General features: G+C 61.5%; 29 protein-coding genes. 12 read left to right on the forward strand and 17 right to left on the reverse strand.

All coding sequences use genetic code 11. The features are described 5' to 3' along the window. Positions 1-23: 23 nt before the first annotated feature. The 7 genes from NW860_RS01805 to NW860_RS01835 all read right to left on the reverse strand — a co-directional run bounded on the left by NW860_RS01805 (position 24) and on the right by NW860_RS01835 (position 5541). Positions 24-1064 (reverse strand): anthranilate phosphoribosyltransferase family protein, encoded by a 1041-nt coding sequence (locus tag NW860_RS01805; RefSeq protein ID WP_414411690.1) that lies wholly within the window; start codon positions 1062-1064, stop codon positions 24-26. Continuing rightward, a complete protein-coding gene (locus NW860_RS01810; protein WP_414395720.1) occupies positions 1061-2032 on the reverse strand; it encodes a LysR family transcriptional regulator in 972 nt (323 codons plus the stop codon). Before NW860_RS01810 ends, NW860_RS01805 begins: the two co-directional genes overlap by 4 nt. A gap of 24 nt (positions 2033-2056) precedes the next feature. Continuing rightward, positions 2057-3319, reverse strand: coding sequence for a class I SAM-dependent methyltransferase (locus tag NW860_RS01815; RefSeq protein WP_414512043.1), 1263 nt, complete (start codon positions 3317-3319; stop codon positions 2057-2059). 244 nt (positions 3320-3563) lie between these two features. Further along, positions 3564-4109, reverse strand: a complete 546-nt coding sequence (locus NW860_RS01820) for an NAD(P)H-quinone oxidoreductase subunit J (RefSeq protein ID WP_414395724.1) — start codon at positions 4107-4109, stop codon at positions 3564-3566. A gap of 1 nt (position 4110) precedes the next feature. Next, positions 4111-4851 carry an NADH dehydrogenase subunit K gene (locus tag NW860_RS01825; protein WP_414395725.1) on the reverse strand — a complete coding sequence of 247 codons (741 nt, stop codon included), beginning with the start codon at positions 4849-4851 and terminating at the stop codon, positions 4111-4113. Beyond that, positions 4842-5204 (reverse strand): photosynthetic/respiratory NAD(P)H-quinone oxidoreductase subunit C, encoded by a 363-nt coding sequence (gene ndhC, locus NW860_RS01830; RefSeq protein WP_414405908.1) that lies wholly within the window; start codon positions 5202-5204, stop codon positions 4842-4844. Before ndhC ends, NW860_RS01825 begins: the two co-directional genes overlap by 10 nt. Positions 5205-5289: 85 nt before the next feature. After that, positions 5290-5541 carry a hypothetical protein gene (locus tag NW860_RS01835; RefSeq protein WP_414512046.1) on the reverse strand — a complete coding sequence of 84 codons (252 nt, stop codon included), beginning with the start codon at positions 5539-5541 and terminating at the stop codon, positions 5290-5292. A gap of 220 nt (positions 5542-5761) precedes the next feature. Here NW860_RS01835 and NW860_RS01840 point away from each other — a divergent pair, with 220 nt between their 5' ends. After that, complete coding sequence (locus NW860_RS01840; protein ID WP_414512048.1) at positions 5762-6241, forward strand: ATP-binding protein; 480 nt, start codon at positions 5762-5764, stop codon at positions 6239-6241. Here the strand turns inward: NW860_RS01840 and NW860_RS01845 are convergent. Next, the gene (locus NW860_RS01845; RefSeq protein ID WP_414422977.1) at positions 6238-7368 is read right to left on the reverse strand and encodes a geranylgeranyl reductase family protein; all 1131 of its coding nucleotides are present in this window, start codon (positions 7366-7368) and stop codon (positions 6238-6240) included. The genes NW860_RS01840 and NW860_RS01845 overlap by 4 nt on opposite strands. Positions 7369-7427: 59 nt before the next feature. After that, positions 7428-8747, reverse strand: coding sequence for a UDP-N-acetylglucosamine 1-carboxyvinyltransferase (gene murA, locus NW860_RS01850; protein WP_414395920.1), 1320 nt, complete (start codon positions 8745-8747; stop codon positions 7428-7430). 359 nt (positions 8748-9106) lie between these two features. Here murA and NW860_RS01855 point away from each other — a divergent pair, with 359 nt between their 5' ends. The 4 genes from NW860_RS01855 (at position 9107) to NW860_RS01870 (ending at position 12414) form a co-directional block, all read left to right on the forward strand. After that, positions 9107-9760: a DUF3386 domain-containing protein gene (locus NW860_RS01855; protein ID WP_414395733.1), complete on the forward strand. Its 654-nt coding sequence runs from the start codon at positions 9107-9109 to the stop codon at positions 9758-9760. A 95-nt stretch (positions 9761-9855) separates the two neighbouring features. Further along, positions 9856-11073 carry a GNAT family N-acetyltransferase gene (locus NW860_RS01860; RefSeq protein ID WP_414395735.1) on the forward strand — a complete coding sequence of 406 codons (1218 nt, stop codon included), beginning with the start codon at positions 9856-9858 and terminating at the stop codon, positions 11071-11073. A 49-nt stretch (positions 11074-11122) separates the two neighbouring features. After that, a complete protein-coding gene (locus NW860_RS01865) occupies positions 11123-11740 on the forward strand; it encodes an Npun_F5749 family FMN-dependent PPOX-type flavoprotein (RefSeq protein WP_414512051.1) in 618 nt (205 codons plus the stop codon). A 143-nt stretch (positions 11741-11883) separates the two neighbouring features. Beyond that, entirely contained in the window at positions 11884-12414 is a 531-nt protein-coding gene (locus NW860_RS01870) for a hypothetical protein (protein ID WP_414395738.1), read from the forward strand. A gap of 6 nt (positions 12415-12420) precedes the next feature. Here NW860_RS01870 and mraY read toward each other — a convergent pair whose 3' ends face one another. From mraY to NW860_RS01895, 5 genes are all read right to left on the reverse strand, one after another. Further along, positions 12421-13497, reverse strand: a complete 1077-nt coding sequence (mraY, locus tag NW860_RS01875) for a phospho-N-acetylmuramoyl-pentapeptide-transferase (protein WP_414512053.1) — start codon at positions 13495-13497, stop codon at positions 12421-12423. A gap of 95 nt (positions 13498-13592) precedes the next feature. Further along, positions 13593-15968: a phosphoketolase gene (locus NW860_RS01880; protein ID WP_414426096.1), complete on the reverse strand. Its 2376-nt coding sequence runs from the start codon at positions 15966-15968 to the stop codon at positions 13593-13595. 99 nt (positions 15969-16067) lie between these two features. Then, a complete protein-coding gene (locus tag NW860_RS01885; protein ID WP_414512056.1) occupies positions 16068-17171 on the reverse strand; it encodes a pentapeptide repeat-containing protein in 1104 nt (367 codons plus the stop codon). 18 nt (positions 17172-17189) lie between these two features. Continuing rightward, on the reverse strand, positions 17190-17564 hold the full coding sequence (locus NW860_RS01890) for a DUF1257 domain-containing protein (protein ID WP_414512058.1): 375 nt from the start codon (positions 17562-17564) through the stop codon (positions 17190-17192). Between the two features lie 88 nt (positions 17565-17652). Next, positions 17653-18804, reverse strand: coding sequence for an AI-2E family transporter (locus NW860_RS01895; RefSeq protein WP_414512060.1), 1152 nt, complete (start codon positions 18802-18804; stop codon positions 17653-17655). 13 nt (positions 18805-18817) lie between these two features. Here NW860_RS01895 and xseA point away from each other — a divergent pair, with 13 nt between their 5' ends. The 3 genes from xseA to folD all read left to right on the forward strand — a co-directional run bounded on the left by xseA (position 18818) and on the right by folD (position 21363). Beyond that, a complete protein-coding gene (gene xseA, locus NW860_RS01900) occupies positions 18818-20167 on the forward strand; it encodes an exodeoxyribonuclease VII large subunit (protein ID WP_414512062.1) in 1350 nt (449 codons plus the stop codon). Next, complete coding sequence (gene xseB / locus NW860_RS01905; protein ID WP_414395752.1) at positions 20148-20387, forward strand: exodeoxyribonuclease VII small subunit; 240 nt, start codon at positions 20148-20150, stop codon at positions 20385-20387. The genes xseA and xseB overlap by 20 nt, the downstream gene beginning before the upstream one ends. Before the next feature lie 106 nt (positions 20388-20493). Further along, positions 20494-21363, forward strand: coding sequence for a bifunctional methylenetetrahydrofolate dehydrogenase/methenyltetrahydrofolate cyclohydrolase FolD (gene folD, locus NW860_RS01910; RefSeq protein ID WP_414512064.1), 870 nt, complete (start codon positions 20494-20496; stop codon positions 21361-21363). Positions 21364-21388: 25 nt separating this feature from the next. On the opposite strand, the gene NW860_RS01915 is transcribed toward folD, so the two are convergent. Genes NW860_RS01915 through NW860_RS01925 form a run of 3 tightly spaced genes read right to left on the reverse strand, consistent with a single transcriptional unit; the run spans position 21389 to position 23103 of the window. Then, positions 21389-21664: a hypothetical protein gene (locus tag NW860_RS01915; protein WP_414406255.1), complete on the reverse strand. Its 276-nt coding sequence runs from the start codon at positions 21662-21664 to the stop codon at positions 21389-21391. Positions 21665-21692: 28 nt separating this feature from the next. Further along, positions 21693-22874 carry an A/G-specific adenine glycosylase gene (gene mutY / locus NW860_RS01920; RefSeq protein ID WP_414512067.1) on the reverse strand — a complete coding sequence of 394 codons (1182 nt, stop codon included), beginning with the start codon at positions 22872-22874 and terminating at the stop codon, positions 21693-21695. A 1-nt stretch (position 22875) separates the two neighbouring features. Next, complete coding sequence (locus tag NW860_RS01925; RefSeq protein ID WP_414406257.1) at positions 22876-23103, reverse strand: hypothetical protein; 228 nt, start codon at positions 23101-23103, stop codon at positions 22876-22878. A gap of 257 nt (positions 23104-23360) precedes the next feature. Between NW860_RS01925 and NW860_RS01930 the strand changes: the two genes are divergently transcribed. The 4 genes from NW860_RS01930 to NW860_RS01945 all read left to right on the forward strand — a co-directional run bounded on the left by NW860_RS01930 (position 23361) and on the right by NW860_RS01945 (position 26114). After that, on the forward strand, positions 23361-24419 hold the full coding sequence (locus tag NW860_RS01930; RefSeq protein WP_414395760.1) for a serine hydrolase: 1059 nt from the start codon (positions 23361-23363) through the stop codon (positions 24417-24419). A gap of 63 nt (positions 24420-24482) precedes the next feature. Further along, complete coding sequence (locus NW860_RS01935) at positions 24483-24767, forward strand: RNA-binding S4 domain-containing protein (RefSeq protein WP_414395762.1); 285 nt, start codon at positions 24483-24485, stop codon at positions 24765-24767. 36 nt (positions 24768-24803) lie between these two features. After that, a complete protein-coding gene (locus tag NW860_RS01940) occupies positions 24804-25463 on the forward strand; it encodes a DUF2232 domain-containing protein (protein ID WP_414512070.1) in 660 nt (219 codons plus the stop codon). A gap of 90 nt (positions 25464-25553) precedes the next feature. Beyond that, a complete protein-coding gene (locus NW860_RS01945; RefSeq protein ID WP_414406260.1) occupies positions 25554-26114 on the forward strand; it encodes a hypothetical protein in 561 nt (186 codons plus the stop codon). Positions 26115-26131: the final 17 nt, after the last annotated feature.

A 26131-nucleotide genomic window follows, 5' to 3' on the forward strand; every position in this document is an offset into this window, starting at 1 on the left:
TCAAGGGCTGGGCCAGTTGGTTTTTAGGAAAGCTGGGCCAGGCAAGCTAGGTGTTGGAGCTGTTGCAGCTTTTCCCTCACTCGGCCAGAGCGGAGCAATTCCTCTGCTTGCTGGATCCCCTCGCTGAGAGATTGAGCATAGCCCAGCAGCCAGAGGTAGCTGCCGCCATTCCAGAGTACCGCTGGGGCAAGGGGGGAGGGATCCCCGTTGAGGAGCTGGTGCATCTGCCGCAGCAACTCTTTCTCCTCCGCCAGCGGGATCTCCGGGCCAGCCAGGTGATGGTCGCGGGCTTTGAGCAGCAGCCGTTCCCCGCGGTGGTTGAGGATAGCTGTCCGCTCCCGCGGCAGGTCGCTGCTGCCTTCTAGTCCCTTGACCGTGGTAAAGTTTTGGATCCCTTGCAGGGCAAACAACTCCAGCATTGTGGCCTCGGTGGGCGGATGCACATAGCCGGCCACCAGGTGGAAGGGGCCCTCATAGGGTGCCCAGACCAGCTCCAGCGTAGCCAGGGGAGGGCGCTTGCCGATTTGATCCCGGTACTCCATCAGAGCTTGCGCTTGGGGGAAGCAGTCTGGCAAGTACAAAAATCCCAAGCCAGTTTGCTCCAGGCATCGGCCCACCTGCTCCAGCGACCATCCTCGCCAGTCCACCCCCAAGCCTCGCCAAACCACCTCCAAGGGCAGGCCATACTTGGGAGGGCAAAAGCCGGAACCATGGAGCAAAACAGCTGCTCCTGCTGCCGCCAATACCAAAGCCACTAACACCCCCAGCGGCGCTGTTCGCGAGCGGCCGTCGTAGGGGTGGCCAAAGATAACCAAGGGATGGGGCAGATCTCGTTGGGGAAGGCGAGGGCCGTACTCGGCATAGGCATCCAACATACCAGCCAGCTCTTCGGCGGTGGGGCGCTTGATGCGGTGGGCAATCAAAAAGGCCCCAATCTGGGCCGGGGTGGCTTTGCCCGCAAGGAGCAGCCGAATGGCCTGGGCGGCTTCGCCGCGGGTGAGATCCTCGTGAGTGTGGGTGCCGCTGCTGATTTTCTTCAAAAGCTCGCGAAACTCGTGGCTCATAGCTTTGGCAGTCTAGGGCGAGCGAACTTGGCAGAAACCCAGGAGGCATCCCTATCTGCCTTGGCGTCGGAAGCAGGCTGGCGGAGCAACTGGGCTGCTAACTGCAAAAACCGGCGAATGGGCGGGATCCGATAGCGATCACGGGTGGTTACTGCCACTACCTGTCGCTGCAACAAGGGGGGGTCGGTGGGCCGCACCTGCAACCCTGGGTCGGCGTGACAGTCCACTAGAGCCGATTCTGGCAGGAGAGCAATCAACTGCCCCTGGCGAACGACACCGCGAAAGGCCTCCAGCGTGTTCAGCTCCAGCGCTGCCTTGAGAGTTAACCCCTGGCGGGCCAGGTGGGACTCCACGCAAGTGCGCATGGCATAGCCATCTTTAAACACGACCTGGGGGTACTCGGCCAACACCGGCCAAGGGATCCGCTCGTAGCGGCTGAGGGGATGGCTGGTGGCCATCAACACCTGGATGGGCTCGGAATACAGGGGCTCCACTACCAGTTCGTCCCCCCGCCTTAGCCAGGGATTTTCCATCACCAAAGCCACATCCACCAACCCATCCTTGAGCACCTTCAAGGCGCGGTCGCTGCCTAGAGCTGTAACCCGCAACTGCACCTGCGGGTACTCTCGGCAGAACTCCTGCAGCACCGGCGGCAGTCGATAGGCAGTCAGGGAGTGGATCCCGGCAACGCAGAGCTCGCTTTGCCCGCCCTGCAGCCATTCCCGAATGCTGGCTTGGGCTTGCTGCCACTCCTGACAGATGCGCCGGGCATGGGGTAGGAGCCGTTCCCCCGCCACCGTCAGGGCCACTGGGCTCTTGCGGTGCAGTAGCGGGGCGCCCACCTCTTCCTCCAAGGCCTGAATCTGGCGGCTGATGGTAGGCTGGCTTAGGCCACTGCGGCGGGCTGCAGCCAAAAAGCTGCCACTTTCGACGACGTTTAGAAAAGCCTGTAACAGCTCCAAGCGCACCGAGAACCTCTCAGGAGTTACGGCCTAGCTGCCGCGGGATTTTAGCCAGGGATCTTTCGAACTGCTGTAAGTGCCGCTACCAAACCCTGCCGTAGGGTTCACTTGCAAGCCCGCCCCGCCCATAGGCATTAGCTCCGGCTCGGCAAAGCCCCGCAGCCGCTGGGTAGATTCCAACTCACTCAGGCCCTTGGCCTGCAGCAGCACCCCGAAGCTGCCTAGTCCCAGCGGATCGATCAGCGCTTGGAGCGCAAAGCGCCGCTGCAGCACCTGGCCCACGCCCCCTGACCCACCGCCCGTTGAGCTGAGGGCGGCCAGCCGCTCCGCCAACCCCAGGCTTACCAGAAAGCAGCTTTGCTGCGTGAAGCCCAGTCGCTTGAGTCCCAGGGATTCCCCCACCTGTTCCAGGGTTGTAAAGTCCACATGGGCCGTGAGATCTTGGCACCCCACCCGACTATAGGGATCCGCAGAGGTGGCGTGTCGGCGGTAAGCTAGGAGCGTGCCCTGGGAGCGCTGGGGACTGTAGTAGCGCTGGGCAGGATAGCCGTAGTCGATGGTCAGCACGTAGCCCCGCCGCAGCTTGCGGGCCAGAAGCTGCAGCCACTCGAGGGCCTTGAGGTTGACCTCGGTTTGGTAGCCAGAGGGGTAGGTGGTAATTGGGATCCCCAGCCGGGCAAAGTACGCTTCTAGCGCGGGGGTCGAGGGATCCCCCAGCACCTCTTGAAACCCTCCCTCTGTCCAATCCACGTAGATTTCCCGCAGAGACCCCCCCTGCACCTGCACCCGATGGACCGGAAAGGCATCCACCAGCTCATTGGAGAAAAAACAGCCAGTTACCGATTCCTCCGGGATTTCGTCCCACGCCAGCCAGCGCACCTTCTCCCCAAAGCCCGCCAAGCGCTCCTGCTGCAGCCGCCGCAAAGAGGCAGAGCGCTCCAGGATCCCGTACTCTAGAGCCTGCCAAAACGCGGGGTAAGCCGAGCGCACGTAGGTTAACCAATCTTCAGCCAGGCGACCGCTGCCTGCCCCCATCTCAACGACCGCAAAAGCAGAAGGGGAGCCTAGAACTTGCCAGAACTGGTGAATCTGCTCCGCCAACAGGTGAGCAAAGTCGGGCGCCAGGTGGGGAGCCGTTAAGTAGTCAGGGCCAATGGGGTAGCCCCGCTCGTAGTAGCCCAGCTCCGGCTCGTAGAGGGCCCACTCCATGAACTGGGCAAAAGTCACTGGCCCCTGGGCGCGGATGCGGCTAGCGATGAGATCCCGAAGTTGTTGGTCCGTCTGGGGGTGCAACAAGGTGCCTATAGGCTAGGAGACTCATCTCTGCAAGGGGCGGCGCCAATTTTGGCGAAACCGACGGTTTGTGAAAAGTAGGACTGGCCAGAGAGCTGAGACCAGCCATTTTCCCGATCCCGAGTAGAGGCGATCTGCCTTGCGGAGCGAGTACCAAACCCCTCCTGCGTAGATTGCCAAGAGCAAAAACGGCCACATTTTCGCTTATCCTGCAAACGCCAGCCAGGTGGTTGAGGGAGCCCTCTTAGTAGGCATCCTGCAACTCATAAAAGTCAGGCGTAATGTAGTCCTTGCGCAGCGGCCAGCCGATCCAGTCTTCTGGCATCAGGATCCGCTTTAGGTTAGGGTGACCTTCAAAGATAATGCCGTACATGTCGTAGGTCTCCCGCTCCTGCCAGTCAGCCGACTTCCAGATCCAGTACACCGAGGGCACCCGCGGATCGTCGCGGGGCAGTTTCACCTGGACGCGCACCTCCGGCGGGCGATCCGCTCCGTCCGTCAGCTTAATCAAGTGGTAGAGGCTAACCAACGGCTGGCCTGCCCCTAGGTCATAGCCGCACTGGCAGGCAAGATAGTTGAAGCCATAGGCGTAGAGAGCGGTGCATACGGGCAGGAGAAAGTCCCGCTCCACCTCCAGTAGCTCTACTCCAGCCGCATCCCTGCCCAGATACTGGTGGTCAAAGCCGTTGTCAGCAAGAAACTGAGAAACTGGACCTCGCTCCCGCGTTGCCAGCGACTCGGCTGGCTCAGAGGCAGGCGGCGGACTTTCCGGCGTTTTGGGATCCGTCATCTCAGGCCCCTCCTTGCAAGGCTTTGAGCTGTTGCTCTACCCGCTTGAAGTCGGCAGTCTGCAGGGCCGGCGGCACGGGCAGGCCAATGGCGGCAGCTAGCTCCGGCGGCGGAGCCTGGCGGGTTTCGCTCTCCAAGTACTTGCCAGTGATGACTTCGGGCACCGGTCTGAGGTTGTGCTTGACGGTGTAGTAGCGGTGGGTTTGCTGCAGACGGCCCCGCTCCCGCATGTCCTCAGCGGCAATCTTCTTGCGCAGCTTGACAATGGCGTCCATGATGGCCTCAGGGCGGGGCGGGCAGCCGGGAATGTACACGTCCACGGGGATGAGCTTATCCACCCCTCGCACAGCGGTGTAGGAATCAGAGCTGAACATGCCGCCGCTGATGGTGCAAGCTCCCATGGCAATGACGTACTTGGGCTCGGGCATCTGTTGGTAGAGCTTAACCAGCGCCGGCGCCATCTTCATGGTTACCGTTCCCGCTGTGATGAGCAAATCAGCGGTGCGCGGCGAAGTCCGAGGCAACAGGCCAAAGCGGTCGAAGTCAAAGCGGGATCCCAGCATCGCCGCAAACTCGATAAAGCAGCAGGCGGTGCCATAGAGCAGCGGCCAGAGGCTGGACATCTTGGCCCAGTTGTAGAGGTCGTTTACCGTTGTGAGAATAACATTGTTGGAAAGATCCGTAGTCACTTGCGGAGGAGAGGCCGGAAACAAAACTTCCGGCTCCTTAGAGGTCATGACCATTCCAGCGCTCCTTTTCTCCAAGCGTAGACAAGACCCACCACGAGGATGGCAATGAAAATCAAAGCCTCCACAAAAGCCAGCAGCCCCAGGCGGTGAAAAGCTACTGCCCAAGGGTAGAGGAACACAGTCTCCACATCGAAAATGACGAAGGCAAGCGCGAACATGTAGTAGCGGATGTTGAACTGAATCCAGGCCTGCCCAAACGGCTCCATCCCCGACTCATAGGTGCTGACTCGCAGGGCTCCCTGCCGTTTGGGAGACAAACGGGCTGAGGCCCCTAGGGCCAAAACTGGCAGCAGGGCGCAGACAATGAGGAAAGCCAGCAGGTACTCGTAGCCAGATAGGACAAACACGACGCCAAACTGCCTCAGGTGCTCAACATTTAGATACGTTTCTCAGTATAGAGCCAGTCCGTGGCCTCTTGGCGCCGGCGGATCTTTAGGACTGCTGATGGTCTCGATTGTGGGAGAGCCAACTCCACACGCCGCTTAGCAAAGCGCCAGCTGTCAGGATCCCCAGCAACGGCTGAAACAAAGGTAGCCACAGCCGCAGCCAGAGCTTGTAGCCTAGGGTAATCCCGAAGAAGGCTGCTGTTACCGAGAAAACAAACCAGACAAAGCCGGCAAACATCAGAAGGGCCAGGGCAATGAGAAAAGAGTCCAACCAGCGCTTCCAGGTAGAGAGACTCATAGCCAGAACAGGCCAAATCTTCACAGATCCTAACCCCTACTGCCCAGACCCTTCCCCTTAGCTTCTTCCTAGGCAGCTTCTCATTCCCTTGGGAAGTTGAAGGCGCGGCTACAGCAAGCCTCAGTGCCCCCTAAAAGGGGGGGTAAGCGGCTGAAGCAGGTTGGTTTAGAATTTGACCGGGTCATTCCTGCTGAGGGAGAACTTCGGAGTAGGGCGCAATTTGAGTGAGGCAGAGATTCCGGCAGAGGAAAAACGAGCCTTTGCGCTGAGGGTTGACACGACTTTGGATGCCCTAGGTGAAGTTTTGACTTGGTTTGAGTCCTTTCGCAACGCGGGTATTCCAGATCCCATCTGGTTGGAGTGCCAGTTGGTTCTGGCGGAAGGGTTTACCAATGCCGTCCGCCATGCCCATCGCGCCCTGCCCGCCAGTACGCCTATCGATATCCAGCTGACGCTGACGCCGCAGGGACTAGAGCTACGCATCTGGGATCAGGGTCAGGAGTTTGACTTGGAGGGCTTTGCCCAAAACCTAGCAGCCAACCCTCTCCCCGACGCCGAATCCGAGGGAGGACGGGGCATTTTGCTGATGAAAGCCCTCTCCACTCACCTGAGCTACACTCACCAGGCCGATGGCCGCAACTGTCTGTTGATTAGCCGCCGCTTTGACGATCCTGGCTGCAGTTCCCAGCAAGCTGTCTAGGCCAAGAGACCAGCACTCAACTGGCGAATGGCCGCGCTAGCCACATCGCTATAGCGCAGCTCGCCAGCCAGGATTTGGCCCATACGCCGGGTGGCTCCCGGTCGCTTGACGCCAACTCGGTAGCCCACGCCGGGAAAGCGGTAGAACAGAGCCGCAATCCGCTTGGCCCAGCGCATCTCTGCGCCCCACTCCTGTTGGACGCGGGCGGAGTAGTTGGCCAGGGCTTCGGGATCCCCTGCCAGGGCTTGGTCGATGGCCTGCGCCGCCAGCATGCCAGTGAGGAGGGAGGGACGGATCCCTTCGGCGGTAAACGGGTCGACAACACAGGCGGCATCTCCCACCAGGAGCGCATTTTGGCTGTGCAGGGGTTGATCCCCGTCCCAAAGGCAGAGGGGATGGCCAAAGGACTTAACCGACTTGAGGTCGATGCCAAAGTTGTGGGCATACTGGCTGGCTATTTCTCGCAGGTTTTGTTTCTGGCCACCCCGAAAGGTGCCAGCTCCAATCGAGTAGCCGTCCGCCTTGGGGAAGTTCCAAATGTAGCCATTGCTAACACTGCCGAAGTCAAAGTGAGCAGCGGCAGTTTGCGGTTCCAAGCCAGCTACTTCCGCCTCTAGGGCAGCGGCCAGGCGGCACTGGCGACTGCGAAAGCCCAGCCACTTTGCCATCGACCCCTTGGCCCCATCAGCCCCAATCACGTACCGGCCCCAGACCGGGCCAGCAGGAGTCATTACCTGCCAGCGGTCACTTTGCCACTCAAGGCCGGCAGCGGCACATCCAGCCCAGAGGGTGGCCCCCTGCTTCTGGGCCTGCTGGATTAGGTAGGCGTCGAAAACCTCCCGTCGCACCATCCACACTGGCTCTTTCAGATCCAACTCGACCACCACTGGATCCCCACCCCGCCAGGTGTAGCGAATTTGCCGAATCTTCAGCGAGATGGCGGGGCTGAAGTCAAAGTCAAACCAGGCCGCCACCATGGGGGAGACGCCGCCCCCGCAGGGCTTGTAGCGGGGCAAGGGATCCTTTTCCAGGACCAGCACCGAGCGCCCGCGCTTGGCTAGGTGGTAGGCGGCAGCTCCGCCGGCAGGGCCAGCGCCGACGATGACACAGTCATACACGTAGGACATGGCTTGACACCTACATTCAGGGAACGCTGAAGCCGGGAAGGGGTTATCCCTGGCTGACTCTAGGCCGTAGTCGGGTCTTCTGCCGGGTTGTTACAGCGATACACCTTGGCCCCGACATTGCGCAACTTTTCGTCGATGGCTTCGTAGCCGCGGTCGATGTAGTGGAGCCCGTAGATGGTGGAGCAGCCCTCGGCCGCCAGGCCAGCCAACACCAAGGCCGCCCCCGCCCGCAAGTCCGTAGCCACCACCGGCGCCCCTGACAGAGACGGCACCCCCCGGACGATGGCCACCCGGTTCTTGAGACGAATGTCCGCGCCCATGCGGTTAAGCTCCGGGATGTGGTGCATTCGGTTTTCAAACACTGTCTCCTCGATGGTGCAACTGCCCTCGCTGAGAGCAGCCAAAGCCATGATTGGCGCCTGCACATCGGTGGGAAAACCCGGGTAGGGCAGGGTTTGGATATCGGTGGCCTGACAAATCCAGCCTGAGCTGAGTTGAGCCGGGGCAATGCGCAGGCGGTTGGGGCCTTCTTCCTCCACCCGCAGCCCCATGTCCCGCAGCTTGGCAATCACCGCCCGCAGGTGATCCGGAATCACCGGCCCCACGGTGAGCTCAGAGCGGGTAATCGCTCCAGCGATGAGATAGGTACTGGCCTCGATGCGATCGGGAATGACGGTGTACTCTGTGCCATGCAGACGCGGCACCCCCACCACCACAACGGTATTGGTGCCTACGCCACGGATGCGGGCTCCCATCGCCTGACAAAAACGGGCCAGGTCCGCTACCTCTGGCTCTTGGGCGGCATTTTCAATCACCGTTTCCCCTTCGGCCAGCGTAGCAGCCATCATCAGAGTTTCCGTAGCACCAACGCTGGGATAGTCGAGGTAGATGCGGGTTCCCACCAGCTTACGGGCATAGGCGTGGACCACCCCGTGCTCAATCTGAACCGTTGCCCCCAACGCCTGCAAACCCCGCACATGCAGATCCACGGGACGCGAACCAATGGCGCAGCCGCCCGGTAGGGGCACCCTGGCCACTCCCAGCCGCGCCACCAACGGTCCGATGATAAGGAAACTGGCCCGTAACTGGCTGACCAATTCATAGGGAGCCTGGCAAGTCCTCAGGGAGCTGGCGTCTAGGTCAAGGGTATTGCCGACATGGGACACCTTAACCCCCAGGGTGGCCAGGATCTGCCCCATGCGTTCGATGTCCAGCAGGCGCGGCACGTTGTGAATTCGACAAGCGGCAGGGGCCAAGAGGGATCCGGCCATGAGAGCCAAAGCTGAGTTTTTCGATCCCCCGATGGGAACGTGGCCGCTTAGGGTCTGCTTGCCAACAATTTTTAGAACCGGCCCTGCTATCTCTGACGAGGCTGCCATCCCTGTGGGGGTCGGCCACAGCTCAGGCTCCAAGAGCCCCGCCGGGTCAATGCGAGAGGACGCTCTGTTGCCGCGATTGTCAAAATCTTTCAATCTTCCTCCTCACACAAAAGAAAAGGTAGGCACTTCAGAGAATACTCTGGGGATCACAGCAGCGGCTAAACTAGCAGGCCCAAACCGGGAGTGAGGAAGGAAGAGAAGTTCCTACAGCCCTGCTTCTACCCTATAGTGGCAGAGGAGGATTCGCTCAGCCACTTCCCTGAATGCAGGCTCCCAGCGCGGGCGGCTGGGTTTAGCCCAACAGGGGAGAGCGGTACAATGGAGAGTGATGAGAATCTCTTGCAAGAAGGAGATCCCTGATGACCGCAACTCGCGTTTCTGCCGAAGAACTGTTTCGGGCTGCCTACGAAAATCGCTACACCTGGGATCCCGACTTTCCGGGCTATAGCGCAGAGGTCACCTACTGGGATGGAGAGCGCATGTTTGTGGGTCAGGTGCGCCTGGGGGCAGACCTGAAAGCCACGGTAACCGGTGTGGAAGATGAGGAAGCTCGGAAAGCCATCCAAGAGCAGATGTGGGAGATTTCTGTCCACCGGGTGCGCCGCAGCTTTGCCGAAGCCCACGGCCAAAACACGTTTCGCTACGGCCAAATCCTGCCCGATGGCTCGGTGGAGATCCTCGTGGGAGGCAAAGCCGAGGGGGATCGCTACCACGTGCGCGACAACCAAATTACCATGGTGCATCGGCACATTCACGGCGTGGTGGTTACCATTCACACCTTCAGCAGCCACGACACCGGCGAAGGCTACCTCTCCCACCGCTACGACTCTGTCTACCACGACGCCAAGACCGGTGAGCAAAAGGGTGGGCGCAGCCAATTTGAAGACCTCTACACCAAAGTGGGCAAGTACTACATCCTCTCCGAGCGGCGCATTCAAACCGAGACGGAAGCTGGTGTTGTTGAGAAGCGCTTTAGCTTCAGCAACTTTGCGTTGCTCGATGCCAGCGCCTAACTGGCCAAGCGACCACAAAAAATTTTTTCGGGGCCGCAACAACCTCCAAGGAGGATTCTGGGCTATGCTTTGAATGTTCCCCCCGGAACTTTAACATGGACAGGACAACGGTAAAACCTACTCCAGATTCCGAAGCCCCCAGCGAGGCTCCCAAGCTGATTCTCCGCCCGGCCCAACTGGGGGATCTGGAGGCGGTGGAGGAGATTTTGGCGCAAGCTTTTGAAGAAGAGTATGGCAGTCGCTCGGTAGACATTCGTCGCCAACTGCGGAGGCTGCGCCAGTGGTACGGGCTTCTAAGAGCCCTAAGCCTGTTTCCCAACCGCTTCCAGCACATGTTTACCGTGCATGTGGCGGAGCTGGAGGGCAAAATCCAGGGGGTTATTCAGGTTTCTCCCTTTAACCATTCCCGCAGCACCTGGCGGGTGGATCACATTGCGGTGGCGCCTTCGGCCCAGCGTCAGGGAATTGGGTCTAAGTTGCTCAAACACTGCATGGAGCACTTTCGCGAGGCCCGCACCTGGATTCTGGAGGTGAACATCCACAACAAGGGGGCGATAGCCCTCTACCGGCACAATGGCTTCCAGCCCCTAGCCCAGATTACCTACTGGTCGATCCCGCCCGAGATCCTGGCCGCCCTCAGCCAACACGAGCCCAAGCTGCCCAACCTGGTGCCGGTGACTAACCGAGATGCCTACGCCATCTACCAACTGGATACGGGATCCATGCCGGCCACGGTGCGCCAGGTGTACGACCGCAACGTGGGCGACTTCCGCACTAGCCCCCTGGAGTGGCTTCTGGAGCAGGCCAGGTGTGCCGTCAGCCAAACCGAACGGCTGGAGATGTGTGTCTATGAGCCCGAGCGGAGAACCGCCATCGGCTATTTCAACCTCAAGCTGGATCGGACGGGGCAGCAGCCGCACGTGGCCAAGCTTACGGTTCACCCCGCCTACACCTGGCTCTACCCAGAGCTCATGGCCAAGATGGCCCAGCTCACCCAAGCCTATCCGCCGCAGGCTTTGGCGTTGGCCTCCACCGATTACCAGCCGGAACGGGAAGAGTTCTTGCTTAAGCTGGGAGCCCAGGAGGTGGAGCGGACGCTGTTGATGTCACGCTCGGTGTGGTACAAGGTGCGGGAAGTCCGCTCGCCGTGGTACAGCGAGTATCTCAGTCTAGTGTTCCAAAAACTGCCAATGAAACAGCCGGTGCCAGAGCGGTTTGAGGGGGCAGCGGAGGGCTGGCCGGAGCACCGCTTTCATCCCCCTGCGCTGGATCCCAACGCCGGGCCAGGGCAGTCCAGGGATCCGCAAGGGTAGGCTCCCCCCTGGCGGTTAAGTCTTGCTTGGCGGGCATCTGCGAACCTCTATGGACAAGTTGAAGGATAGCCCAGCCGGGGATCCCTCCTGGCGAGCAAAGCTCCAAGCGGCCTTGCACCGCAACCGCAGCGACCCGGCTGCACGCTATTTGCAGTTGGCCACGGTGGATCCCTGCGGGCGGCCGCGCAACCGCACAGTGGTCTTCCGGGGGTTTCTGGGCGAGACCGACCGCATCCAGTTGGCGGTGGATAGCCGCAGCGAGAAGATCCACCAGATTGCCCACTGTCCCCTGGCCCAGATCTGCTGGTACTTTGCCAAAACGCGCGAGCAATTCCGCATCGCCGGCACCCTGGAAGCCATCACCGCTGGCCATCCGGATCCGCAAGCGCAGCAGCAGCGGCAACAGTTGTGGCAACAAATCCCAGAAGAAGGACGGCTGCTCTGGTTTTGGCCAGAACCCAAAGGTCCTCTTGCTCCACCAGAGGCCTTTGTTACCGAGCTAACCCCCGAAAAGGCCTCTTCGCCGCCGCCCACTTTTGTCCTCCTGCTGTTGGATCCAACGGAGGTGGATCACCTGCAGCTTAGGGGGGATACAATCTACCCCCAACGGCGAACCCTCTATGAGCGCAGCCCGCAGGGATGGCAATGTCGAGCGGTCAATCCCTAGCAGGGGAGCTGTTTTTCCTCTCGCTTTCCGAGAGAATAGGAAGAGAATAGACGTGCTACCCCCTAGGGCAACGCCGCCCGAGAGCAGTTGGGGAGGTAGCGCTCTCCATCCGACACCTAGCCTTCCTGCTGGCAGGAATTCTGATGGCCATTTCCGCCCTCTCAAAGCGCTTTGCCCAAGTGGCCGGCAGGTCATTGCCGGCTAGCGTACGGCGGGGATCCTTGGGCTTGGCTGCTGCCCTGGCTTGGAGTCTGGCTGTTCCTAGGGGGATCGCAGCTCCCCTAATTGCCACATCCCCGCCCAGTTCGTCTAGGCAGGGGGGGACCTCTGTCCTAACCTCGAAATCGGTTTCCCCCACCTCCGCTCGCACCGGCCCCTTTCGGGTTGGCAACCGCACTCCCCACCCCATTCGCTTAGTGATCTTGTTGCGCAGCAGCAGTCGGCTGACCAACCCCGAAACGGCTCACTGGGATTTTGCCCCTGGCGAAGGAGGCAGCCAGGGTTTGCTGCTGAGCTTAGGGGAGGAGCCGCTGCAGATTGGCCCCGGCGATGTTGTGGTGGCTTTTACCCTAGATGGAACCCGCCGCTACTGGGGGCCAAATGTGGTGGGAGAGTCGCTGGCGCCTTTTTGGGATGAGGCAAGCGGCTCCTGGTCGATGATCTTGCAGCCCTAGAGAGGCTCACCCTCCAGACCCCTGCCAGCAGAGCCAGCCCACCCCCACCAATAGCGCTGTTAGCCCGTAGAAGCACCCCACCACCTGCACCTCCGACCAGCCCCCCAACTCCAGGTGGTGGTGGAGAGGAGACATGCGCAGCAGCCGTTGGCCTTGGCCGGTCTTGCGTTTGGTGTATTGGAAGTAGCCTACCTGTAGGATTACCGACAGCGCCTCCGCCACCAATATCCCGCCCATCCAGGCCAGAGCCCAGAGCTGATCTCCCAGCAGCGCCAGCCCCGCCAGAGCGCCCCCCAGGCCTAGGGAGCCGGTATCTCCCATAAACAGGCGGGCCCGATGGTGGTTGTGCACCAGAAAGCCCAGACAGGCGCCGCTCAAGGCAAAGGCCACGAGCGCCAAAACGGGATCCGTTGCCGTCAGCCCCAGCCCTGCCAGGACAAGGGCCACCACCCCTGCGGCCAGGCCGTCCATGCCGTCGGCAAGGTTGACGGCGTTGTTGGTGCCCACCAGCACAAACAAAGCCAGCGGCCAAAACAGCCCGCCTAGGGGGAGGGAGCCTATTCCCGGAAGCGTGAGAACCGTTGGGATCCCTTGCCAGGCCAAGTAGCCGCAAAAAACCAGGCCAATCCCCACCTGGAGCAAAAGCTTCGCTTTGGGGGGCAACCCCTTGTTGGAGCGCTGCCGGATGACCAGCCAATCGTCCAGCCAGCCAACCAAGGTGTAGGCCAGGGTCAGGAGGGCCACCGCCAGCCACTGGGGATCCCAGCCGCTCCAGCTTCCGGCTACCAGCAGCCCCACCGGCAAAAAGCTAAGGCCGCCCATGGTTGGCGTGCCCGCTTTTTTGTAGTGGGACTGGGGTCCCTCCTCGCGGATGACCTGCCCTGCCTTCCAGCGCCGCAAGAGCGGAAGAAGCAGGGATCCCAGCACCGCCGATCCCAGCACGCTCAGCCCAAAGGGAAGAAGCACCTGGGGCTGGCTTCCCATCACCAAGGCCGAGAGCGCTAGGCCCAGAACTAGGGTAAGCGCCGCCCCGCCCCAGTCCGCCTCCTCTACCTCCAGCCGGGAAAGGGTATCCCCCTCCATCTACCCCTCACACCCTCAATCTCCAAGCTTGGGAAAACTCTAGCAGGCAGAGCTCAAGAAAACTCTAGCTTGCCCGCGGCTCAGAGGGGGATCCCCTAGTAGGGCCACTTCCAGTTGCGCACCTCCGGCAGATCCTCGCCGTACTTGCAGATGTACTGCTTGTGCTCCACCAGCTTGTCCCGAATCAACTGCTGGAGGTGATCCCGTCGGTATTTGAAGCGCTCCACCCGCTCCAATACATCGTTGGCTAGGTTAAAGCGATCCACCTGGTTGAGGACGCACATGTCGAAGGGAGTGGTGGTGGTGCCTTCCTCCTTGTAGCCGCGCACGTGGAGGTTGTGGTGGTTGGGGCGGCGGTAGGTGAGGCGGTGAATCAGCCAAGGGTAGCCGTGGAAGGCAAACACGATGGGCTTGTCAGGGGTGAAGATACTGACAAACTCCTTGTCGCTGATGCCGTGGGGATGTTCGCTGGGCGGCTGCAGCTTCATCAGGTTTACCACGTTCACCACCCGGATCTTGATGTCCGGCAGGTGCTGCCGCAAGAAGTCCACCGCCGCCAGGGTCTCCATCGTCGGCACATCGCCGCAGCAGGCCATGACCACATCCGGCTCCGAGCCCTGGTCGTTGCTGGCCCACTCCCAGATCCCCAAGCCCTGGGTGCAGTGCTTGATGGCGGCGTCCATGTCCAGGTACTGCAGAGCCGGCTGTTTCCCCGCCACGATGACATTGACGTAGTGGCGGCTGCGTAGGCAGTGATCCGCCACCGAGAGCAGGGTGTTGGCATCGGGGGGCAGGTAGACGCGGATAACATCGGCTTTCTTGTTGACCACGTGATCCAGAAAGCCGGGATCCTGGTGGCTGAAGCCGTTGTGATCCTGCCGCCACACGTGGGAAGTCAGCAGGTAGTTGAGGGAAGGGATGGGCCGCCGCCAGGGGATGTGCCGGGAGGTTTTCAGCCACTTGGCATGTTGGTTAAACATCGAGTCCACCAGGTGAATGAAGGCCTCGTAGCAGGAGAAGAAGCCGTGGCGACCGGTCAACAGGTAGCCCTCCAGCCAGCCCTGACAGACGTGCTCGCTCAGGATCTCCATAACCCGCCCGTCAGGGGAGAGGTGCTCGTCGTAGTCGTAGATAGGGGCCACCCAGGTGCGGTCACTAGCCTCAAACACAGCATCCAGCCGGTTGGAAGCCGTCTCGTCGGGGCCAAAGAGGCGGAAGTTGTGGGGGTTGAGCTTCATCACATCCCGCAAGAATTGCCCCAGCACCTTGGTGGCCTCGGCTTCCGTGGTGCCAGGGCGCGGGACGTCTACGGCGTAGCGGCGGAAATCTGGCATCCTCAGCTCCCGCGTCAGCAAGCCGCCGTTGGCATAGGGAGTGGCGCCCATGCGCTTTTCCCCCTTGGGAGCTAGCTCCTGCAGCTCGGGGAGCAGGCGGCCGTTTTCGTCGAAGAGCTCTTCTGGCCTGTAGCTGCGCAGCCACTCTTCCAGGATCTTGAGGTGCTCCGGCTTTTGGGCCAGATCCGCCAGCGGTACCTGGTGGGAGCGCCAGAAGTCCTCGACCTTTTTGCCGTCCACCTCTTTGGGGCCAGTCCAACCTTTGGGGGTGCGCAGGATGATCATCGGCCATTGGGGACGAGTGGGATCCCCCTTGCTGCGGGCATAGTGCTGGATTTCTTGAATTTCATGGATAACGGTGTCGAGGGTGGCGGCCATCAACTGGTGCATTTCTGCCGGCTCGGAGCCCTCCACGAAGTAAGGCTTGTAGCCGTAGCCCACAAACAGGCTTTGCAGCTCTTCGCGGCTGAGGCGGCCCAGGATGGTGGGGTTGGCAATCTTGTAGCCGTTGAGGTGGAGAATGGGCAGCACCGCCCCGTCGCGGATGGGGTTGAGAAACTTGTTGGAGTGCCAGGAGGCAGCTAGAGGGCCGGTTTCCGCTTCTCCATCCCCTACCACACAGGCCACCAGCAGATCGGGGTTGTCAAAGGCTGCCCCAAAGGCATGGGCCAGGGCATAGCCCAGTTCTCCCCCCTCGTGGATGGAGCCGGGGGTTTCCGGAGCCGCATGGCTGGGCACGCCGCCGGGGAAGGAGAACTGCTTAAAGAGCTTGCGCAGACCTTCGACATCTTGGGTGATGTTGGGGTACACCTCGCTGTAGGTGCCTTCCAAGTAGGTGTTGGCCACTAGGGCAGGGCCGCCGTGGCCGGGGCCGGTGATGTAGAGGACGTTGAGGTTTTCCCGCTTGATGATGCGGTTGAGGTGCACGTAAATAAAGTTCAGCCCTGGAGTAGTGCCCCAGTGCCCCAATAGGCGCGGCTTCACGTGTTCTGGCTTCAAGGGCTCCCGCAGCAGCGGATTGTCCATCAAGTAGATCTGCCCCACTGACAAGTAGTTGGCAGCCCGCCAGTAGGCGTCGATCTTGCGCAGTTCCTCGTCGGTGAGCGGTTTTCTCGAGAGCTGTTCTGCCAAAACCATAGCTCCACCCCCTAGGTATCTCTACTCCCATGGTGAGCTAGGTTTGGAGAAGGGCGTGGGGATCTTGGGATTCCTTTGGATTCGGGAGGGAGGGTCGGCCTACCACCACCAAGGCTTGAGGGGGGTGCCGTCGGGGAAGATCAGGCCGGCAATCCGGGCGCCGCTATGCTTGAGGCCCTCGATCTGGGCGCCTTCTAGGTTGGCTTGCTCCAAATTAGCCCCGCTGAGGTCGGCGCGGCGCAAGTTAGCTCCCTGCAACTGGGCCTGGCGCAGCTCGGCGCCGCGGAGATCGGCCCCCTCTAGGTCGGCATTCTGCAAGTTGGCCCCCCGGAGATCTGTCCGCTGCAAATTGGCCCCCCGCAGATCCGCTTCCTCCAGGTTGGATCCGCGCAGATCCGCCCGCTTGAGGTTGGCTCCCCTTAGACAAATTTGCCGCAGCACCAGCCCCCGCAGGTCAGCTTTGCTGAGGTCTTGGCCGGCCAGATCCTGCCCCTCTCCCCCCCAGTTTTGCAACTGCCAGATGTGGCGCAGCCGCTCCTCCAAGTGGGTGGCGTCTGAAAGCTGGGATCCGCGCAGGCTGGTGCCACTGACTTTTACCCCCCTCAGGTCGGCTCCCCGCAGATCCGCTCCTTCTAGGAGGGCGCCACTGAGCTTGGCCCCTTGCAAATTGGCTTGGCGCAGATCCGCTTGGCGCAGGTGGGCGCCGTTAAAGTTGCAAAGGCGCAGGTTAGCCTTTCTCAAATTGGCTTCGTAGAAGTTGGCACCCCCCAGCCGTGCCTCCTGCAGATCCGCTCCCTCCAAGTCGGCGTAGGCAAAGTCTCGCTCCCCGCGCCGATAGGCCGCGATTACCCCCTGTGCTCCTCCCACCGGCCGAAAGGGGCTGTAGGTCCGACAAGCTTCCTCTGCCTCGGGTTGCTCGAGCTGGGAGAGCAGCCGCCATGCTGCCAAGCGCACCGCCCAGGAGCTGTTGCCGGCCAGGGCTGCTACTAGCTCCGCTAGACCTGCCGGCCCGTACTGCAGCAACTGGGGCAAGGTGGCTAGACGCACCGCCTCCTCACCCCGAGTGAGCCGCCGCCGCGCCCCCTCAAGACCCCCTAAGACCAAGGCGTAAGGCGGGGCACCGCTGGCGGCAGCTTGTCCTCCCAACACCAGATCCCAAGGGCGAGGGCTAGACCCCACCGCTGGCTGAGGATTGCCGTTCATCGGCGGAGGTGGGCTCAGTTACACCCAGCGCCCCACCACCACGCGGATAGTGCCATCTTCCAGGCGCTCTTCCGCCTCGATGGCATAGCCCTGTTGCTGGGCCGAGCGCAGCAGGCTTTTGTAGGCGTAGCGCTGCAAAATCGGCGCTAGGAACGTCTGGGGATCGATGCCGGCTCCCCAGAGATCAGCCACCAGCTCGTAGTGATCCCCCTTGCGGCGAAAGCCAATGTCGAAGCCGTTCCTTTGCCGGATCACCAAGTCGGCGTGGGTGCGGTTCCAGAGGTAGCCCCGCAGGCTGGCGTTCCGCTCCACGCTGTAGCCCAATTCCTTCAGGGTTTCTTCCAGCAGCTCGGCATCTTTAATCTGCACTTGCAGGGTGGTGAAGTGGGACATGGCGCTTCCCATCCCAACACGGAGAGGGGGATCCTCACTATAGGAGCGCTTTTGCGGTTCTAGGACAAATGTTAAGGAGCTTGACGCTTTAAACCTCTCCGCCCGAGGGGGGGAGCAGCTTGGGATCTGTTCTCTCCGGCTGCCGGGAGGGCGAGCTCCCATCCCTTCCCAGCTCAGACAGGAGCAAGGGGCGGGCTCGCGGGCCTCGCCAGGGATCCAGCACATCTCGAATCAGCACCTCCTGGATCCACACCTGCAGGATGGCCGCCAAGGGCACGGCCAAGAATAGGCCCAGCACCCCGAAGAAAAAGGCCGAGGTGATTTGAGCTATCAGCGTCAAGGCGGGCAAAAGCGACACCTGGCGCGACATGACAAGCGGGGTAAAGACGCTGCTTTCAAGCTGCTGGATGAAGATGTACAGCCCTAGCACTGCTAGGGACTTCCAGGGGGCGTCGGTGAGGGCTACCAGCATTGGGGCAACCACGCTCAGGGTGGGGCCAATGTTGGGGATGAAGTTAAACAGGCCCGCTAGCACCGCGTTGGCTAGGATCAGGGGCACACCCAAAATCCAGAGGCCAATGCCGCTTAGCACCATCACCAAGGTGCTGGTAAACAAGAACCCCACCAGCCAGCCCCGCAGCACCAGCTCGCAGCGCTTGAGGATGTAGCGAACGCGGGGGCGGTAGAAGGCCGGGAAAACGGAAACAAAGGCGCGGCTGTAGGCCGGGGGATCTAACAACAGCAAGATGGTGAGGATGAGCACAAACAAGAAGTTGAGCAGGGTGGCAAAGAAAGCAGTGAAGGACTGGGAGAAAAAGTCGCGCACCTGGCGCACCAACTCGGTGGCCTGGGGCACAAGACTATTGGCCAACTCCCGCAGCGTCGGCAGCTCAAGGTCGGTCGGCAGCAAGAGGATTAGGCTCTCAAACAGCCGCTGCGCCTGCACAATCCCCGCAGGCACCACGTCGGTCAACAGCCGGCGCAACTGCTCCAGTAGAGGCGGCACCACGATGAGCCCCACCAAGACCGCGCCCACCAAAACCGTCAAGCCCGTGATGAGAAGGGAGGGGCCGCGGCGAAAGCCGTAGCGCTGGGGAATCTGGGCTAGAGTATCCAAGGCTACTGCCAGGACGATGGCTGCAAACACCAGCAGCAGGATCTGTCGAATCTGCCAGAGCAGCGCCAACAGGCCCAGCAGCGCCCCCAGCCCCAGCCAATGGGCAAAAGTCACCGTAGCCACCTCCTCCCTTGGTTTGTCGTCGCCTATTCTAGATGGGGTCTCGGACATTCCCAGCGGTATTCGGGAGCTGCGTATGCCGAATCCCGATCCACAAGCAAGGGCTCTGGCTAACCGCAGTAACCTGGAGGAGGTGATAGAGTCCCTGCTGGGCGAGGAAGTTCCCCTCCTCTCGGTTGGGGGGGTGTCCCGCTACCTCAAGTCGCTGCTGGGCGGGGATCCCTACTTGACCCGGCTGTGGGTGGTTGGGGAAGTCTCCAGTTGTCAGCGCAACCACACGGGCCACCTGTTCCTGACCCTGGTGGATCCAGAAAGCGGCGACGTCCTCAGGGGGGTTGTGTGGCAAAGTCAGACGGCCCGGCTCAGCTTCTGGCCAAAAGTGGGTCAACAGGTGCTGGCGCTGGGGCAAGTTGGCATCTACAGCGGCGGCAGCTACTACCGCCTGGTCATCTGGCAACTGCTGCCAGCAGGGGAAGGCCTCCTGGCGTGGAGATTCCAGCAGCTCAAGGCCCGCCTGGCCGCCGAGGGCCTGTTCGACAACCAGCGGCCCCTGCCCACCCACCCTCAGTGCATTGCCGTCGTCAGCTCTCCCGACGCCGCCGGCTGGGGAGATATCCGCCGCACCCTCAACCAGCGCTACCCGGGGCTGCGGGTGCTGTTTTCGCCAGCTCAAGTGCAAGGGGAAGCGGCCCCTGAGTCCATTGTGCGGGCCATTCGCCGGGTGGAACGGGATGGGCGGGCGGAGGTGCTGCTGATTGCCCGAGGAGGCGGAGCCGGCGAGGATTTGGCCTGCTTTAACGATGAACGGGTGGTGCGGGCCATTGCCGAATGCCGCATTCCGGTGGTAACTGGGATCGGCCACCAGCGGGATGAGACCTTGGCGGACTACGCCGCTGACTATGCGGCCCACACCCCCACAGCGGCAGCCGAACGGGTTGTGCCGGATCTGCGGGAATTGCAGCGCCAGGGATCCCAGCTCCGGCAGCGGCTGGTCACCTGCACCCTGCAGGTTTTAGAGAAGGCCCAGGAGCGCCTGCACCATGCCCACCACCGTCTGCTCCAAATTCATCCCGAGCGGCTGCTGCACCAGGCCCAGAAGCACCTACTGCAACGGCAACAGCGCCTAGTTCAGGCCGTGCGCCATCGCCTTCAAGAGCAGCAACAGCGCCACCAAGCTCTCCAGCAGCACCTCCAAGCCCTCGATCCCGCCGCCGTCCTCCGGCGGGGCTACGCCCTCGTGCGCGACGAGCGGGGATCTCTCGTCCGCAACCCCTGCCTGCCGCCTCAGACTCGCCTGCGCATAGAGCTGGCCGGGGGAAGCTTCTGGGTTCGAGTGGAGGAGAGCCATGAGCCGCCGCAAACGTGAGGATCCCTGGCGCTACGAGGCAGCCATTGCCGAAGTGGAAAGTTTGATTGCCCAGATTGAATCGGGGGAGCTGGATCTGGAGGAGGTGGTGGAGCGCTTCCAGCAGGCCGCCCAAACTCTAAAGCGCTGTGCCGAGTTTTTGGAGGAAAAACGGCAGCAGGTGGAGATCATCATTGAGCAGCTAGGGCCCGACGACGAAGAAGAGCTGCGCGAGTTCTAGGGACATCAATGCCCGTGCTGCTGGTTCTCGACGGCAGCAAGGCTTGACGAAGGGAGCCGAGCTCCTGAAGATAGTCAAGTTGTCAAGACCTCGTGGGGCGCCCTCCATGGCTGCCAAGATCTTGGATGGCAAAGCCTTAGCTGCTCGCCTGCAAGCCGAGATGGCCGCCCAAGTGCAAGCTTGGCTCCCGCGGGTGGGGCGCCCCCCAGGGTTGGCAGTGCTGCGAGTTGGAGAGGATCCTGCCAGTGCTGCCTACGTGCGCGGCAAAGAGCGGGCCTGTGAGCGGGTGGGCATCGCCTCCTTTGGTCGCCATTTTTCCGCCCAGGACTCCCCCGCCCATCTGCTCGACACCATTGCCCAACTCAACCAGGACGAGCGCGTCGATGGCATCCTGGTGCAACTGCCGCTGCCCCCTGGCTGGGATCCCATCCCGCCTCTTCTAGCCATCGATCCTGCCAAGGACGTGGACGGCCTCCACCCCCTCAACCTGGGCCGGCTGGTGCGCGGCGAGCCCGGCCTGCGCAGTTGTACCCCATTAGGCGTGATGCGCCTGCTGGAGGCAGAAGGGATCCCGGTTGCCGGACGAAAAGCGGTGGTGGTCGGCCGCAGCCTTCTGGTGGGCAAGCCCTTGAGCTTGATGCTGTTGGCCGCCGACGCCACGGTTACCATGGCCCACTCCCGCACACCCAACTTGGCCGAAGTAACCCGCAGTGCCGACATTGTGGTCATGGCGGTGGGGTGTCCCCGCCTGCTCAAGGCAGAAATGGTAAAGCCAGGAGCCGTGGTTGTCGATGTAGGCATTAACCGCATCCAAGGCCCTGACGGGTCGGAGCAGTTGGTGGGAGATGTGGACTACGAGGCAGTCAAAGAGCGGGCTGCCGCCATCACACCCGTACCGGGTGGCGTGGGGCCGATGACGGTAACCATGCTGCTGGCCAACACTCTAGAGAGCTACAAACTGCGCAGCCGCCTCTAGGCCAAAATGCGTGCGCCCCCTCCGGCTAGACGCCGCGGATTTCCCGATATCTTCTGGCGCGCTCTTCGGCGGGATCGGGGGCTTGTGCTTTGGCCACAGCTTCCTGCAGTTGCACCATCACCTTTTCCGGAGGCTCAGTGGAGCGAACGACGTAAAACATCAAGTTAATGGCTTCGGTGGCTGTTAGCTTGAGGTCTTCTTTTCCCTTAGGCACCAGAGCGACCTTGCCATCGGTGGTCGGAATGGCCGTATGGGATCCCTTGGCGAGAATCTCCCCTGCTTTCTCCAAAGTGACCAGCATATTTGCGCCTCACTGCAGCAATTAGGTATCATCCCAGCGAAGATCTTCTGGGCTCCACGTAAAGCCCGTGTTCTTCTAGCCAAGTGTACAGGTAGGGAAATAGCTTTTGGTTAGCTGCTGGAAAAGGAAACTGCGACAGCTCTGCCGGTTTGACCCAGCGGACTTCACTGCATTGTAAAGGCTGAGCTTCTCCGCCCAAATAGCGGCAGATAAAAGCCATGAGGGTGATGGTGAAATGGGTGTAGGCATGCTCAACGGTGGCTAGCGGCGCTACCACTGCGATGTCAATGCCCACTTCCTCTTTCACTTCCCGCACCACACACTCCGCAGGGGTTTCTCCCGGCTCGATCTTGCCACCGGGGAACTCCCACAGGCCGCTGAGCATCGAGCTTTCCGGGCGCCGATCGATGAGGATCTCGTTCTCCCGCAGGACAATGGCCACCGCAATCTGTTTGTGAGGGCGCAAGGGACGGGGTTCAGCCATAGGCAGGTGGTGCTGTTGACCTCGATGGTAAGCGGCGCAATCGGCCTGCCAAGGGCACTGACCACAGCGAGGCCGCCTGGGCCGGCAGACAGTAGCGCCCAAGTCCATCAGAGCCTGGTTAAAGGTGCGCGGCTGCTCGGGATCCAGTAATTGCTGCGAAAGCCGCCACAGGAGAGGCAGGCAGCGACTTGGTGGCTGGGGCAAAGCCACCAGGCGAGCCAACACCCGCTTGACGTTCCCCTCCAAAATCGGCAGGGGTAGGTCAAAGGCAGCACTGAGAATGCCCCCAGCCGTTGTGCGCCCGATCCCTGGCAGCGCCAGCACCTGCTGCAGATCGCGGGGAAACTGCCCTCCATGTTCCCGCATCAGGATTTGAGCGGCTTTGTGCAGATTTAGCGCCCGCCGGTAGTAGCCCAGGCCTTCCCACAATTTCAGCACCTGCTCTTGGGAGGCTGCCGCCAAGTCGGGGATCCCGGGCAAAGCCTCCATCCAGCGCTGAAAGTAGGGGATCACGGTAGCCACCTGGGTCTGTTGCAGCATCACTTCCGCTACCCAGATGGCGTAGGGATCTCGGGTGCGCCGCCAGGGCAGATCCCGGCCTTCCTTGCGGTACCACTGCAGCAAAGAACGCCTCAGGCGCTGCTGAACTGCCTCTTCCCAGCCCAGTCGCTGCCCCTCGACGGTTGCCGCCTCTACCTCCACCTCCCCGGGTTGCAGAGATGGCATCTCAAGCTGCGTAGGCAAAGTGCAGGGCCCACCAGATCAAGGCCGAGACGACCCCCGCCACAACGCTGGCTGAGATCAGCACCACAATGGGGCTATCCGCCCCCTTGAACTGCATAATGCCGCGGTTGTAGTTAGCCATCGTCGCCTCCCCCAGCTCCAGCGGTGGGGTGGGGAACCAAGCGCAGGAGCTGGAAAGTTCTTCCCAAAAGCCTACTTTCAGGATAGCCAACCAGCCCCCCTCCGAATCTGCTTCCTCTACAGCAGGGCAGGTTCCCCCCGGCTATGGCTGGGTTGGCCAGGGGGTGCTTTGTTAAACTGAGGTTCCGGAGGCAAGTTGCCATTATTGGCCAAAAGAGTGGCGTTGGGGCAGGCATGGCTAGAGGAAGGGAGGGAAGAGGCAGCAGCTCAGCTCCAGAAAGATCCCGGCAGGCAGGGCCTCATCAACACCTTGCTTCTGAGCGTCTGCTACCTGCTGCGGGATCCCTCTTGCGCCTTTCTCGCCAAAAGGCCCTTGCCCGAGTGCGCCAACGGGCAACTCGTCCCTCTCGCCTACGCCGGCCCAGGGCTTTTAAGGAGGTGCTGCTCAGGGGCTTGGGCTTCAGCCTAATTCTGGGTCTGACGATGGCTGGCCTGTCGCGCCTGCTGCAATCCACCGCCCCTCCCCAGACAGAGCAGGTGGCAGCAGGATCTGGGGATCCCCCCCCTGCCTTGCCCACAGACTTCCTCAAAGGAGAGGAAATCCCTGCTCTGCAGGAGCGCTTAGCGGCCCTGGCTGACCAGCCGGGCCTGACGGTGGGAGCCTTGTTTTGGGAGGTGGAAACTGGCGCCTTTGCGGGGGTGAGGCCGGATCAGGTTTTTCCTGCTGCTAGTGTCCTCAAGATCCCGATTCTCCTAGCCTTTTTGCAGGCAGTGGAAACTGGGCAGGTGCGGCTAGAGGAAAAGCTGACGCTGCGGAAAGAGCTCAAGGGGGGGGGAGCTGGCCTTTTGCAAACCCGTCCTCTGGGATCCCAGGTCTCTGCTCTTGAGGCAGCCACCCTCATGAGCACCGTCAGCGATAACTTCGCCGCCAACTTGATCCTGGATCGCCTGGGCGGTCGAGAAGCCCTCAACCAAAAGTTTCGCCAGTGGGGGCTGCAACACACGCAGATCTCCCAATGGCTGCCAGATCTAGAGGGCGCCAACACCAGTAGCCCGCGCGATATGGTCTGGCTGCTCAGCCAAGTGGAGCAGGGGCGCCTGCTTAGCCGTCGCAGCCGCGACCGCTTTTTGGACATCCTCTGGCGCACGCAGCGGCCCTCCTACTTTCGCCCTGGCCTAGACCCAGAAGTGCGCATTGCCCACAAGACGGGAACCCTTAGCTCGGTGGTCGGAGATGCCGGGATCCTCGATCTGCCCAACGGGCGGCGTTACATAGCAGCGGTGTGGGTGAAGCGGGAAACCCCCAACGATCCCAGAGCGGAGGAGCTGATTGCCAAACTCTCCCAGGCCGCCTACGAGTTCTGGTCGACTGTAGAAGCTCCGGCAACCTCAGCTTTGCAGCCCTAGGCCATCTCAGCACCTTGCCAGCAGAGCGCCTGAGAATGGAATTAGCCGACGAGCAAGAACGCTATGGCCACAACAGCTCGAGCTTCTGGAGGGGGAGATCCCTACATTAAGCTGGGTCAATTTCTCAAGCTGACGGGAGTTGTCCCCACCGGCGGGCGGGCTAAGCAGCTCATCCAGGCGGGGCAGGTGCGCGTCAACGGCGAGGTGGAAACCCGGCGGGGGCGCAAGTTGCGCCCAGGGGATGCAGTGGCGGTGGCAGGCCAAGTTTGGCAGGTGCGCTGGGAGGGTGCCAGAGCTTGCGCCTGGCGCCAAGATCCCACTCCGCCAACTCGGCCACTGCTGGCCTAAGCTGGGAACAGTTGTCTTTTCCTAGCTGAGCCTCCTGTGCAGGGTGATTCTCCCCCTTCACCCCCCTCGCCACCCCCTTCTCCTGCGTTGAGGGTGGTGGAGACGGCTTTCTTGGCCAGCACTGCCGCTTTGATCTGGATCTTGAGCTACACGCCGCTGGCCCCGCTTATGCGCCTGTTTTTCCCTATCCCGGTGGCACTGGCCGTGATGCGCTGGGATCCTCGCACTGGGGCCATGGCGCTGGGGGTCTCCGCCTTGCTGCTGACGGTGCTGATGGGGCCTACCCGCAGTATCCTCTATGTCGTTCCCTACGGCCTTCTAGGCTATTGGTGTGCCTGCCTGTGGCGGCAACGCCTCTCCTGGTATCTCTCGGTGGTCAGCGGCGCTGCCCTCAGCACTTTTGGTCTGGTTTTCCAATTGCTGCTCTCCTCGCTGCTTCTGGGAGAAAACCTCTGGATCTATCTCACCATCCAGCTCACTGGCCTGACCAACTGGCTGCTGGACGTGTCTCTGGGCCGATTCGGCCTATACTGGGTGGCGGAACCTTGGATGGTTCAGGTGGTGGTCCTAGGGTTTATTGCCTTTAACTCCCTTGTCTATGCATTTACTGTGCATTTGGTGGCAGCCTTGGTCATGGAGCACTTCCGCTGTCCGCTGCCACCGCCGCCAAAGTGGGTGCAATTTTTGCTGGACTAGCAGCCTCCTATACTTCTTGGGGAGGCTATCGCCATAAGATTAATTAATTAGGTTAAGACCTAGAGGCTCTGCCTTCGTTGCCTAGGCCCTATGAACCCTATTCCCCCCCCTGCCCACCCCTACCAGTTCCGCGCGCTGGGCTTGATTAAGGGATCCCTGAAGCCAATCCCGAAGACCTATGCCCAGGCGACGCTGGTTGCCAGCGATGGCGTGGAGTACCCAGCCACCCCTGGCCGCGCCGGGCTGCTGCGCCGTTTCACCCACTGTATTGAGAGCGGCCGAACCTACTGGTACTACGTGCAGCCCCAGCCGCGCTCGGGGGGCACTCTGGGCCTGAGCGTCATCCGCATCCTGGCTCTGCCAGAGGAGGAGCAAGACCCAGCGGCAGAGGATGAGCCTTTTTTGCCTGCCCCTGAAGATGCGGAGGAAGGCTTTAACATTCGCGGCGTTGTCGAGCCCCACGAAGGCTACATCTGGGTAGCAGTGCGGCGCAAGCCTCAGGGGAACAAACAATTTCCCCCCCTGCGGCTACGCCTGGAAGGGTTTTTGCCAGGGGCTACAGCGGGGGAGTTCTGGGATCTGCTGGCGGAGCGGGAAGGTCACAAGCTGCTGCTGGTGGATGGCAGCCGCCTCTTGACAGCCGTAGCCTAGGTGCTGAGAACTAGCCC

The sequence above is a fragment of the Synechococcus sp. F70.1 genome (assembly GCF_047502745.1).
GTDB lineage: Bacteria > Cyanobacteriota > Cyanobacteriia > Thermostichales > Thermostichaceae > Thermostichus.

What these genes read in the sequence shown, in the direction of transcription:
- NW860_RS01805 (WP_414411690.1), bottom strand. Translation starts at nt 1,064, where the DNA reads ATGAGCCACGAGTTTCGCGAGCTTTTGAAGAAAATCAGCAGCGGCACC.
- NW860_RS01820 (WP_414395724.1), bottom strand. Translation starts at nt 4,109, where the DNA reads ATGACGGATCCCAAAACGCCGGAAAGTCCGCCGCCTGCCTCTGAGCCA.
- NW860_RS01825 (WP_414395725.1), bottom strand. Translation starts at nt 4,851, where the DNA reads ATGGTCATGACCTCTAAGGAGCCGGAAGTTTTGTTTCCGGCCTCTCCT.
- NW860_RS01835 (WP_414512046.1), bottom strand. Translation starts at nt 5,541, where the DNA reads ATGAGTCTCTCTACCTGGAAGCGCTGGTTGGACTCTTTTCTCATTGCC.
- NW860_RS01845 (WP_414422977.1), bottom strand. Translation starts at nt 7,368, where the DNA reads ATGTCCTACGTGTATGACTGTGTCATCGTCGGCGCTGGCCCTGCCGGC.
- murA (WP_414395920.1), bottom strand. Translation starts at nt 8,747, where the DNA reads ATGGCAGCCTCGTCAGAGATAGCAGGGCCGGTTCTAAAAATTGTTGGC.
- NW860_RS01855 (WP_414395733.1), top strand. Translation starts at nt 9,107, where the DNA reads ATGACCGCAACTCGCGTTTCTGCCGAAGAACTGTTTCGGGCTGCCTAC.
- NW860_RS01860 (WP_414395735.1), top strand. Translation starts at nt 9,856, where the DNA reads ATGGACAGGACAACGGTAAAACCTACTCCAGATTCCGAAGCCCCCAGC.
- NW860_RS01865 (WP_414512051.1), top strand. Translation starts at nt 11,123, where the DNA reads ATGGACAAGTTGAAGGATAGCCCAGCCGGGGATCCCTCCTGGCGAGCA.
- NW860_RS01870 (WP_414395738.1), top strand. Translation starts at nt 11,884, where the DNA reads ATGGCCATTTCCGCCCTCTCAAAGCGCTTTGCCCAAGTGGCCGGCAGG.
- mraY (WP_414512053.1), bottom strand. Translation starts at nt 13,497, where the DNA reads ATGGAGGGGGATACCCTTTCCCGGCTGGAGGTAGAGGAGGCGGACTGG.
- NW860_RS01880 (WP_414426096.1), bottom strand. Translation starts at nt 15,968, where the DNA reads ATGGTTTTGGCAGAACAGCTCTCGAGAAAACCGCTCACCGACGAGGAA.
- NW860_RS01885 (WP_414512056.1), bottom strand. Translation starts at nt 17,171, where the DNA reads ATGAACGGCAATCCTCAGCCAGCGGTGGGGTCTAGCCCTCGCCCTTGG.
- NW860_RS01890 (WP_414512058.1), bottom strand. Translation starts at nt 17,564, where the DNA reads ATGTCCCACTTCACCACCCTGCAAGTGCAGATTAAAGATGCCGAGCTG.
- xseB (WP_414395752.1), top strand. Translation starts at nt 20,148, where the DNA reads ATGAGCCGCCGCAAACGTGAGGATCCCTGGCGCTACGAGGCAGCCATT.
- folD (WP_414512064.1), top strand. Translation starts at nt 20,494, where the DNA reads ATGGCTGCCAAGATCTTGGATGGCAAAGCCTTAGCTGCTCGCCTGCAA.
- NW860_RS01915 (WP_414406255.1), bottom strand. Translation starts at nt 21,664, where the DNA reads ATGCTGGTCACTTTGGAGAAAGCAGGGGAGATTCTCGCCAAGGGATCC.
- mutY (WP_414512067.1), bottom strand. Translation starts at nt 22,874, where the DNA reads ATGCCATCTCTGCAACCCGGGGAGGTGGAGGTAGAGGCGGCAACCGTC.
- NW860_RS01935 (WP_414395762.1), top strand. Translation starts at nt 24,483, where the DNA reads ATGGCCACAACAGCTCGAGCTTCTGGAGGGGGAGATCCCTACATTAAG.
- NW860_RS01945 (WP_414406260.1), top strand. Translation starts at nt 25,554, where the DNA reads ATGAACCCTATTCCCCCCCCTGCCCACCCCTACCAGTTCCGCGCGCTG.